Here is a 9,282-nt window from a genome sequence, read left to right on the forward strand (position 1 = left end):
ATCGCTATAATGCCCGTTATTGAGCCAACAGCAGCACGATCGAAAACAGACCGAAGCAAAGATTGACCAGGTACAGAAACGAGACGACCTGCACCGGCTTCATGCCCGTCGCCAGCAGCCGGTAATGGACCTGGGACGAATCGGCCTGGTAAATCGGAACCCCTTTGATCATGCGGACGAGGACGACGCGGATATTGTCGAGAATCGGCACCCCGAGCGCCAAAATGGGAATGAACAGCGAAAGAACGGTTGCCTGCTTGAACGCCCCGTCGAGCGCGACGACGCCAAGCATGAATCCGAGAAACGTCGCTCCGGCGTCCCCCATGAACACTTTGGCCGGAGGCCGGTTGAACACGAGATAGCCGATGGAGACGCCGACCGTAATGACGGCCATCATTGCCGAGCTTTGCTGGCCCATGACAAGCGCGACGACGAGCAGCGTACCGCCGGATATGGCCGACAGGCCGCCCGCCAAACCGTCCATGCCGTCGGTAAAGTTGATGACGGTCGTTACCCCGAAAATCCACAGGACGGTGAACAGGAACGACAGCCATTCGGGAAGGACGATGTAAGCTCCGTTGAACGGATTCTCGAAGCCGGCGAAGACGATGCCGGAAGCGTAAACGAGAACCGCAGCCGAAATTTGAACGAGGAATTTGGGCAAAGCCGGAAACTCCTTGCCGTGCGTCTTGTACCAGTCGTCCACGATTCCGATCAGCAGGACGAGCAGCCCGCCGAAGACGATCGCGGCCGTCTGAGGCCAGGAATCCCGAACAAAGATCAAATACGCAACGATAAAAGCGATGAATATCGCAATGCCGGCGGTCAGCGGAATCGGGTCTCTATGTATTTTTCGCGCGTTGTCCGCCCTCGGTTTGTCTACGAAGCCGATGCGAAGCGCAGCTTTTTTCAGCGGCGGGGTGAGTGCGGTCACGATGAACAAGGATAACAGAAAAGCGAAAAGATAACTCATCTTCGACTCCTTTCCCGGATGGATAGGCTTTTTCCTCGATTGTAGTCGGAAAAGTCGGGAAGTGTCAACTTAAGGAGCCATTAACGTTTTTTTATAAAAAAACGCCCGTCCCCGAGGGACGGACGGCATCTCATCTCCACGCTTCCCGTGATTACGCTATTTGCTCAGGAACGACAAGCAGAACAGGCAATCGCCTTCCAGGCGCAAATGACCGTAATACACGTTGCAAATATGAAAACCTTCATGATACAGCCGGGCCAAATTGTCGTGGCCCTCCCCTACGACTGCGGATGCTTTGTCCTTGCCTTTGACGACGGCCGGTTCGTCTGTCGCCTCATCCGAAGCTTGGGCAGCCGTTTCGCGCCTCAACACGTTGCGCAGCTGCTGGTTTTCCATCTGGAGCCGTTGATTCTCTTCAAGCAATTGCTTGATCTGCAGCCGAAGTTCGCCGAAGTTCCCGTGCAAATTGCCCAAAGACGCTTCAAGCTCGTCCACGCGAAGAAAAATGTCTTTCATCAACGCCTTACACCTCAAGCCTCAGGTAGTGTCGCAACGTTACTTGACCACAACTTCATCAAAAGGCAATTCCTTCACTTTTCCGATTTCGAACAGTTGAACATGGACGGTGCGGCTGCCCGCGTTCAATCCGACGACCTTGCCTTCGCCGAAGGAAGTCACGACGGCCTTGCCGACGGCAGGCAGCTCTTCCTTCGCGCTTTCGTAATTGTCGTGCTCGTATTTGAGGCAGCACATCAATCGCCCGCACAGCCCCGAAATCTTCGTCGGGTTGAGCGACAAGTTCTGATCTTTGGCCATCTTGATCGAGACCGGTTCAAAATCCCCGAGCCACGACGAGCAGCAGAGAACGCGTCCGCAAGGACCGATCCCCCCGAGCATCTTGGCTTCGTCACGCACGCCGATTTGACGAAGTTCAATACGGGTCCGGAATACGCTGGCCAAATCCTTCACCAGCTCGCGAAAATCGACGCGGCCTTCGGCGGTGAAGTAGAAAATGATTTTATTCCGGTCAAACGTATATTCCACGTCCACCAGCTTCATCCGAAGCTGATGATCCTTAATCTTCTGCAGCCCGATCGTAAAAGCGTTCTTGGCCGCGTTCCGGTTCTCCTCCACCATATGGGCGTCGTGATCACCGGCGACGCGGATCACTTTTTTGAGCGGCAGCACGACATCGGATTCTTCCACCTTCTTGGGCCCGATCACGACGGTGCCGTATTCGACACCGCGCGCCGTTTCCACAATGACGTGTTGATCTTTGGATACCGGATGCTCGGCGGGGTCGAAATAATAGACTTTGCCCGCTTTTTTGAAGCGGACGCCGACAACATCGTACAACGCTACCCCTCCCGCGAGTTTACCAGAAATTGCTCCATGGCCAACTGCGGCTGCACATGAGCCTTGATGCGGCGAGCCGCCGTCAGCGCCGTTTCCATCGCATGAACCCAAGACCCGATGCTCCGGCTCCAGGCATGCTTTGCAATCCAATCCGCCTGATCGGAAAACACCATCATTTGATGACGCCCCGTCATCGCGTATATCATATCTCTATACCACAGAGCGAACATTTGCAGTAACGTTTCTACATGACTTGCAAGATCCGTCTTAAACACCTGTTGTTGAGCGGTCAGCAAAACGCCAGGGAACCGGGAAGACATCTCCTTCCCCAATTGTATCACTACGTTTCGAGTTTCTGCAAACCAATTCTGCTCGATCAGCTCGCGGCTTGCCTCGAGCCCTGCGGACAAATGAACGGCCGTTCGCGCCAGGAGCGGCGGTTTGCCTTCGGCGACAAGAATCCGCTCCATTTCCTCGGGGTGGCCCGGCACGAACGGAATGAGCTGGGAACGCGACAGAATGGTCGGCAGCAGCGATTGCGCGGTCGGCGCGATAAGAATCGCCACGACCGGCGACGGAGGTTCTTCCAGAAATTTAAGCAGACTGTTGGCGGCCTGAACGGTCATCGATTCGGCGCCTTCGATTTTGTAGATTTTGCGGCCCGCTCCGGAGCTGCGGTACGAAAGATCGCGCTGCAGCTCCCGGATTTGCTCGATCTTGACCGCCGTGCCGTCCGGGACGATCGTATGCCAGTCCGGATGATTGCCGTGCATGACCTTCCGGCACGACAAGCATTCCCCGCAGGCGTCCTCCCCCTGCCGCTCGCACAGAAGCGTCTGCGCCAGCGCTTCGGCCATCGCCCGCTTGCCGCTGCCCGAAGGCCCGGCAAACAAATAGGCGTGCGCCACTTTGCCGGTGCGGATCGCCTGCCGCAGCAGCGCTTTGGCCCGGTGCTGCCCGGGGATATCGCGCATCGGCATCGTGTGAGTCCCCCTTAAAAGACGAGGTTGATGAGCAGTCCGCGGATTTCCCCTACCTTTTCCAGAAGCTCCAGCCGGCCTTCTTCCGTCTCGAGCAGTTCTTCTCCCATTCGGACGAGCATCTCGTCGACCTCTTCCAAAATTTTATATCGCTTGCCCCGTCCGCGGCGGTCCCAGCCTCTCGTTTCCTTCAGCCCGACGCCGCGGCGCAGCGTATCTTCCAAAAAGCTTTTGACCATGTTCCGGTACAAGCGAAGCTCGCGCACCGTCATCGAACGCATGAGACGGTCTCCCTGGGCCCGGATGTCCTCGAGCTTGCGCTGAAGCTCCTCTTCGGTCCGTTCCCCCTCCTGCTGCTGCAGGAAATCGCCAAACGTCTGCGTTTGGGGAGGGCGGGACGGCAGATCGTTTCTCTGCACCGCTTTGTTCCGGGGAAAGTAGCCCGGTTCGATTTTCACAATCCATCACCGCCAGCGTTCGCTCTAGTTAGAAATGCTCGAAGCGTTCAACCGGCAGAACGAAAACGGCCGCTCCGCCGATCTGGACTTCCACCGGAAAAGGAATATACGAATCCGCCGCTCCGCTAACGGGGGACACGGGAGTAACGAGCTGATCGCGGACTTTGCAGTTGGAGCGAATGACGTCCAGCACCTGCTGCACGCGGTCGTCCTCGATCCCGATCAGAAACGTCGTATTGCCGGCTTTCAGAAACCCGCCCGTACTGGCCAACTTCGTCGCGCGAAAGCCTTCTTTGATCAGAGCCGTTGACAAACGATTGCTGTCCTTGTCCTGTATAACCGCTATCACAAGCTTCATCGGCATACTCCTCCTTTAGTTATCCAGATTTTTTGCAAAAACGACATTCTCCGCGTTGTGAAACCGCGATGTCGTTTTCTTCCTACTTATATTAATTATACACGCTGCGGTCAAATTCCTCTTTTCCGAATTTATCCGAGCCTTGCCTCCAAATATCGCCAAGCATCCTCCAGTACGAATTCCGGCGACCGCATCGCGTCGATCGTCACGATCCGTTCCGGAAACCGCCCCGCAACTTCCAAATAGCCTTCCCTGACCTTTCGGTGAAACGCGAGCCCTTCCAGATCGAGCCGGTTAACCTCCCGCAGGGCGTTCGCCTCGATTCGGGCCAAGCCCGCCTCGGGCTCGAGATCGAGGAACAGCGTCAGATCCGGCATGCAATCGTCGACGGCAAACCGGTTGATTTCCCAAACCGCTTCCATGCCGAGCCCCCTGGCGTGCCCTTGGTAAGCCAGGCTGCTGTCGATGAAGCGATCGCACAGAACGACCGCGCCTCTCTCGATGGCGGGAACGACGATTTCCACCAAATGCTGCCTTCGCGAAGCCGCGTACAGCAGCGCTTCCGTACGGCCGTCCATCTTCGTGTGGCTGCGCTCGAGAATGACGTTCCGAATCGCTTCGGCGATCGGGCTGCCTCCCGGCTCCCGCGTCGTCACCGCTTCATAGCCCTTTTCTTTTATCCGATCCGCCAATCGCCCGATCAGCGTCGTTTTTCCGGAGCCTTCTCCGCCTTCTATCGTAATGAACTTCCCTTTCGACACCGATACGGCCCCTTCCCGCTTCTATCCCTTCCGCATGCGCGCCCCGATCAGCGCCGGCAGTCTCAGCAAGCCGTACGCCGCAAAGGCGAGGATGCTCACCACTATCATATCAAAGCTGACATTGAACATAAACAAATGCTTGCCCAAATCCGCTTCCCCGTCCCCGACGATCGGAATGACGATCGCCATCAGGCCGGTCAGCGCCACGATCGCCAGCGTCTCCGCCTTCAGCCTCGATTTCCGGTCGGACCGCAGCCGCCACCAGACGGCCAGTCCCGCGATAAAGACGGCGTAGATACCGGCGAACCATCCGAGCGTATGCGGCATCCGGTTCGCCTTCCATTCGCTCCATCCGCTGAACGTATAAGCAATCGTCCCCGGCGCCTTTCCGGCCTCGCGGTCGAAATTTCCCAGGTAATACGGCCGGATCGATGCGCCGTTCGCCGCCGCCTTTTCCAATTTGCCGATAAAGCGGCCCGGGTGCTTGAGATAAAACATCGCGATATCCTTGTGGCTCAGCCGTTCCAGCACTTCCTCCCGGAGCGTCGGATCGCGCTGGGGGATGGCGGTATCTTTTTGAAAATAGTTCGTGCCCGCCAGCACCGCGTATTTCTCCGGAATGCCGAGCTCGCGCATATCCCCGGCGACGTCGGGCGAATCCTTAAGCACCCCGAAAAAGATCGACTGGTATAGGTTCGTATGCTTCAGGCGGTCGGGCGCGGCCACGATCATGAGAACGGATCCCGCGATAAGAATGCAGACGCCCGCCAGCACCTGCCGGTGCCATCGGCGGTCCGGGCGGAGGCCCATCATTCGCCAGGCAAGGAGGGCGAAAGCGAAGCCCAGCGGTGCGTTCTGGATTTTCGAGCTGGCGATGGCAAGCGCGGCTCCGATGAACAGGGCAAGTAGTTTGCCTGTAGGCTTCTCGGTCGTCGAAATCGCGAAGGCGGAGGCGACGGCCAGCAGCATGCCGACCAGCGCGTACGGCTCGCCGAAAAACGATTGGAAATACGCCGCATACCCGATATCGCCGAATATCCATACGACGAGAAGCGCGACGACGGAGGCGGCTATGGCCGTCGTTTTTTTGCCGGTTGCGGCGGGCGTATGGCGCGCCAGCAAATATAAGGCCGTCGCGAAGAGGGCGATGTAGCAGGCGCCCAAAAATCGGATATCGTACGTTTGCCAGCTGAAAATTCGGGAAATCCAGCCGGAGAGGGCGACGAGAAAAATGTGGGTGGACACGTATCCGCCGGCGGCATAGCCGCCGTAGGCATATTTCGTATGAGAATAGGCAAAATACCGATCGTCGTAGGACTCGTTCGGATCGAGCGGCGCGATGCCGGATGCGCCCATGACGCGCGCGAAATCGCCGTTGTCGGCCACGCCGACGACGGGAGGGACCATGAGCATATAAACGAGCAGAACGGCCGCGCCGAGCACCGAAATCCAGGCAATCGGCGTGCGATAATCGCGAATACGAGCAAAAAAACGTTTCATGCTTTACCTCGCTTGTCGTAATGGAACGGATGGACAAATTCCGATTTATTCTTGCAGCCGGACCCGGATCGATTCCAAAGCGGAATCCTCGGCGCCCTGGAACTTCGCCCCGCTCTGCCGCAGCTTCCGCAGCGCGCTTACGACATCCGGCGTGATCGGCTCGCCCGGATAGAGCAGCGGGATGCCCGGGGGATAAGGGATGACCCATTCCCCGGCCGTCCGGCCGGCTGCCCGATCCAGCGGCAGCTTCTCCGTGGCGGCTCGGCTCCGGTCGAAGGCCACCGGTTCGGACAGCTCGCGGTAAGGGAACGCTTCGGCGGCGGCGGCTGCCGCGCGGCGGGCCGGCTCGCCGTCCGGCGCTTCCGACAGCCGGTCAAGCCGGAACGTTGCCGCGATATCCCATAGCGCGCGGACGAGCGCTTCGCCGTCCTCCGGCACCGTCCCGGCCCCGAGCGCGAGCACGGCGAACCGGTCGTCCGCCATTTCGGGCACGCAGCCGCGGCTCTCCAGCTCGTCCCGCAGCCGGTAGCCGGACAGGCGGCCGGACGTGTCGTAAAGCGTGAGCTTCAGCGGGTCGAGCCTCACCGGCTCGATCGGGCGAACGGGTCGAATAGGCGCATCGGCCAGCTTGTCCCGAACGCATTCGGCCGTTCGCACGGCAAGCTCGAACATGCGCTCGCGCCGAACGTGCAGCTCGCGCCGGGCCAAATCCAGCGAAGCCATGATCGGATAGGACGGGCTCGAGCTTTGCACCATGCGCAGCATTTCCCTCACGGCCTCCCGGTCGACGAGACCGCCTTGCATATGGAGCATCGCGCCCATCGTAAGCGAGGACAGCATTTTATGCGCCGATTGAACGACGATATCCGCCCCGGCCTGCAGCGCGCCGCCCGGAAAAGCGGCATGCCGGCCGAAATGCGGCCCGTGCGCCTCGTCGACCAATACCGGAAGTCCGCGCTCGTGAGCCAGGGCCGCAATGGCGCTCAAATCGACGCTCAAGCCGTAATAATTCGGGTTCGTCAGCAGCAAGGCTTTCGCCTCCGGATGCCGTTCCATTGCCCGAACGATCGTTTGCGCCGACGGGGTTACGGCAAGACCGGACGCCTCTTCCGGTTCGGGCTGCAAAAAAACCGCCCTGGCGCCGGCGAGCATAAGCCCGTGAATGATCGATTTATGCGAATTGCGCTGCGCGAGAACGAGATCGCCAGGCTGGCAGACGGCCAAGATCATCGCCAGATTGCCCGCCGTGCTTCCTCCTACCAAAAAACAAGTTTCCTCCGCCCCGAAACAATCGGCGGCAAGCGCTTGCGCTTCTGCAATGACCCCATCCGGATGGTGCAAATCGTCGGTATCCGACAGCTCGGTCAGATCGATCGGCAGGATGGAAGCAAACCGGGCGTTTGCCCCTTCATCGTTCCACGCGGCGCGTCGTTTATGCCCCGGCACGTGAAACGGCTTTCCGTTTCTTTTCGCATGGCGTTCCAGCGCTTCGTAAAGCGGGGCTCTGGCGGCCGCCAAGTCATTCGGCTTTTGCATGTCGAAAATCGCCTTTCCGTTTACTTATGGTACATTATAACAAAATGACCGGGAATAAAAACGCAAACGGCAAAAACCGCCAGCCCCGCATAAGGATCTGACGGTTTAAAAGCGGGTACGGCGACGCGCGCGAACATTCACGCGTGGAAACGAACCCATATTTGCCTCAGACGGCGAACGAAAAAAGGATATCTCTCGTCTTCCACTTTCGTATGAACCATTTCGGCTTCGCAAGATTGACAGATGAATTCGCTCACGACGGTAATGCCTTCTTGCTTCGGCTCCCCGCATATAATGCACGTTTTCAGATCGGTCGCATCCATCGACACTTCCCCCTTCAGGCTCTATTATATACAGTATGGATCGAATTCTATGAAAATAAACGTGCTTCCTAGCAAAAATTCGTTCCGATCGCCCGAATTCATAACATTCGCTCGCCAAACAACCGATGATAAGAAGTAGCGAAGCTTTCCGCAGGCAGAAGGAGAGAATAAAGCATGGCTTCCGAATCGCTTTTGAACCAAGATCCGGTCATCTATCATTACAAGCTGATTCGCAAAATTCCCCTCCGCCCCGAGGCTAGGTATAGTTACATTACGACCGCCGTCATGGGAATCGGGGCAATAACCGCCATATACCGCTGGCAGGGACTGCTCAGTACGCTCATTGGCTTCCTGATCATGACGGCTATCCATGCCGTCGTTCTGAGGCTGACCCTGCGCCGCGTGGACGAGCCTTCGATGAAGCGCTGGGCATTCCGTTACGATTGGCCGTGGTTCGGACCGCTGCCGGTGATGGATACGACGTTGTGGCTGTTTCGGAGGCTTCATTTTCACCTGTTTATCGTCGGCTGCTGCATTGTCGGCCTGCTATATCCCTGGGCCCATTCTTCCTTGCTCGTTTCGTTGGTTTATTGGCATTTCTGGCTGCTTACGCCGCGGGTAACGCTATTGTTCAATATGATCGGGGAAAAAGGAGACGGCGTCCTGCGATTGTCCTCGGATGAAGTTTCTTATTATCACCGCTAACTTCGCAACCAAGCGCTAGACATGTTTATATTGCTTTCCTTTTCTCCAACTTGGCAACGTCCTACTCTCCAGTAAGACCGGCTTGCCGTCTTCTTAGGATTCCGGTTCCTGGTTCGGTTCTGGTTCTGGTTCAGCTTGCTTGGCTCGCCTTGGCCACGTTGGATTTTGTCCAACCAAAACCGGCCTTTTCGCGAAACCCGCCGGCTTGGTTGGATTTTGTCCAATCAGGAGCGGCCCTTTCGGGGATTTCGCCCGATTTTCCCGTTTCTCGTTGGATCAAATCCACTGTAGATCAACATTTCCGCATTTCTTGCTCCGTCGGTTGGATAAAA

At 57.6% G+C, this 9,282-nt stretch carries 11 protein-coding genes; 1 reads left to right on the top strand and 10 read right to left on the bottom strand.

What is annotated here, in order from left to right; genetic code table 11:
- Positions 1 to 16: 16 nt before the first annotated feature.
- The 10 genes from B7E11_RS00380 to B7E11_RS00425 form a co-directional block, all read right to left on the bottom strand.
- A complete protein-coding gene (locus tag B7E11_RS00380; protein WP_080831672.1) occupies positions 17 to 973 on the bottom strand; it encodes an MraY family glycosyltransferase in 957 nt (318 codons plus the stop codon).
- A 156-nt stretch (positions 974 to 1,129) separates the two neighbouring features.
- A complete protein-coding gene (locus tag B7E11_RS00385) occupies positions 1,130 to 1,489 on the bottom strand; it encodes an initiation-control protein YabA (protein ID WP_080831673.1) in 360 nt (119 codons plus the stop codon).
- A 39-nt stretch (positions 1,490 to 1,528) separates the two neighbouring features.
- A complete protein-coding gene (locus B7E11_RS00390; protein WP_080831674.1) occupies positions 1,529 to 2,329 on the bottom strand; it encodes a PSP1 domain-containing protein in 801 nt (266 codons plus the stop codon).
- Between the two features lie 2 nt (positions 2,330 to 2,331).
- The gene (holB, locus tag B7E11_RS00395; RefSeq protein ID WP_080831675.1) at positions 2,332 to 3,309 is read right to left on the bottom strand and encodes a DNA polymerase III subunit delta'; all 978 of its coding nucleotides are present in this window, start codon (positions 3,307 to 3,309) and stop codon (positions 2,332 to 2,334) included.
- A 14-nt stretch (positions 3,310 to 3,323) separates the two neighbouring features.
- Positions 3,324 to 3,767, bottom strand: a complete 444-nt coding sequence (locus tag B7E11_RS00400) for a YaaR family protein (RefSeq protein ID WP_080831676.1) — start codon at positions 3,765 to 3,767, stop codon at positions 3,324 to 3,326.
- Positions 3,768 to 3,795: 28 nt separating this feature from the next.
- The gene (locus B7E11_RS00405) at positions 3,796 to 4,125 is read right to left on the bottom strand and encodes a cyclic-di-AMP receptor (protein ID WP_080831677.1); all 330 of its coding nucleotides are present in this window, start codon (positions 4,123 to 4,125) and stop codon (positions 3,796 to 3,798) included.
- Between the two features lie 131 nt (positions 4,126 to 4,256).
- Positions 4,257 to 4,886: a dTMP kinase gene (tmk, locus tag B7E11_RS00410; RefSeq protein WP_080831678.1), complete on the bottom strand. Its 630-nt coding sequence runs from the start codon at positions 4,884 to 4,886 to the stop codon at positions 4,257 to 4,259.
- A 21-nt stretch (positions 4,887 to 4,907) separates the two neighbouring features.
- Entirely contained in the window at positions 4,908 to 6,386 is a 1,479-nt protein-coding gene (wsfD, locus tag B7E11_RS00415) for a glycan biosynthesis hexose transferase WsfD (protein ID WP_080831679.1), read from the bottom strand.
- A 45-nt stretch (positions 6,387 to 6,431) separates the two neighbouring features.
- Positions 6,432 to 7,922 (bottom strand): aminotransferase class I/II-fold pyridoxal phosphate-dependent enzyme, encoded by a 1,491-nt coding sequence (locus B7E11_RS00420; protein WP_080831680.1) that lies wholly within the window; start codon positions 7,920 to 7,922, stop codon positions 6,432 to 6,434.
- Positions 7,923 to 8,059: 137 nt separating this feature from the next.
- Positions 8,060 to 8,245 carry a sigma factor G inhibitor Gin gene (locus tag B7E11_RS00425; protein ID WP_080831681.1) on the bottom strand — a complete coding sequence of 62 codons (186 nt, stop codon included), beginning with the start codon at positions 8,243 to 8,245 and terminating at the stop codon, positions 8,060 to 8,062.
- A 174-nt stretch (positions 8,246 to 8,419) separates the two neighbouring features.
- Between B7E11_RS00425 and B7E11_RS00430 the strand changes: the two genes are divergently transcribed.
- Positions 8,420 to 8,950, top strand: a complete 531-nt coding sequence (locus tag B7E11_RS00430) for a hypothetical protein (RefSeq protein WP_080831682.1) — start codon at positions 8,420 to 8,422, stop codon at positions 8,948 to 8,950.
- The last annotated feature ends 332 nt before the right edge of the window (positions 8,951 to 9,282 follow it).

The sequence above is a fragment of the Cohnella massiliensis genome, from assembly GCF_900169535.1.
Classification (GTDB): Bacteria; Bacillota; Bacilli; order Paenibacillales; family Paenibacillaceae; genus Cohnella; species Cohnella algarum.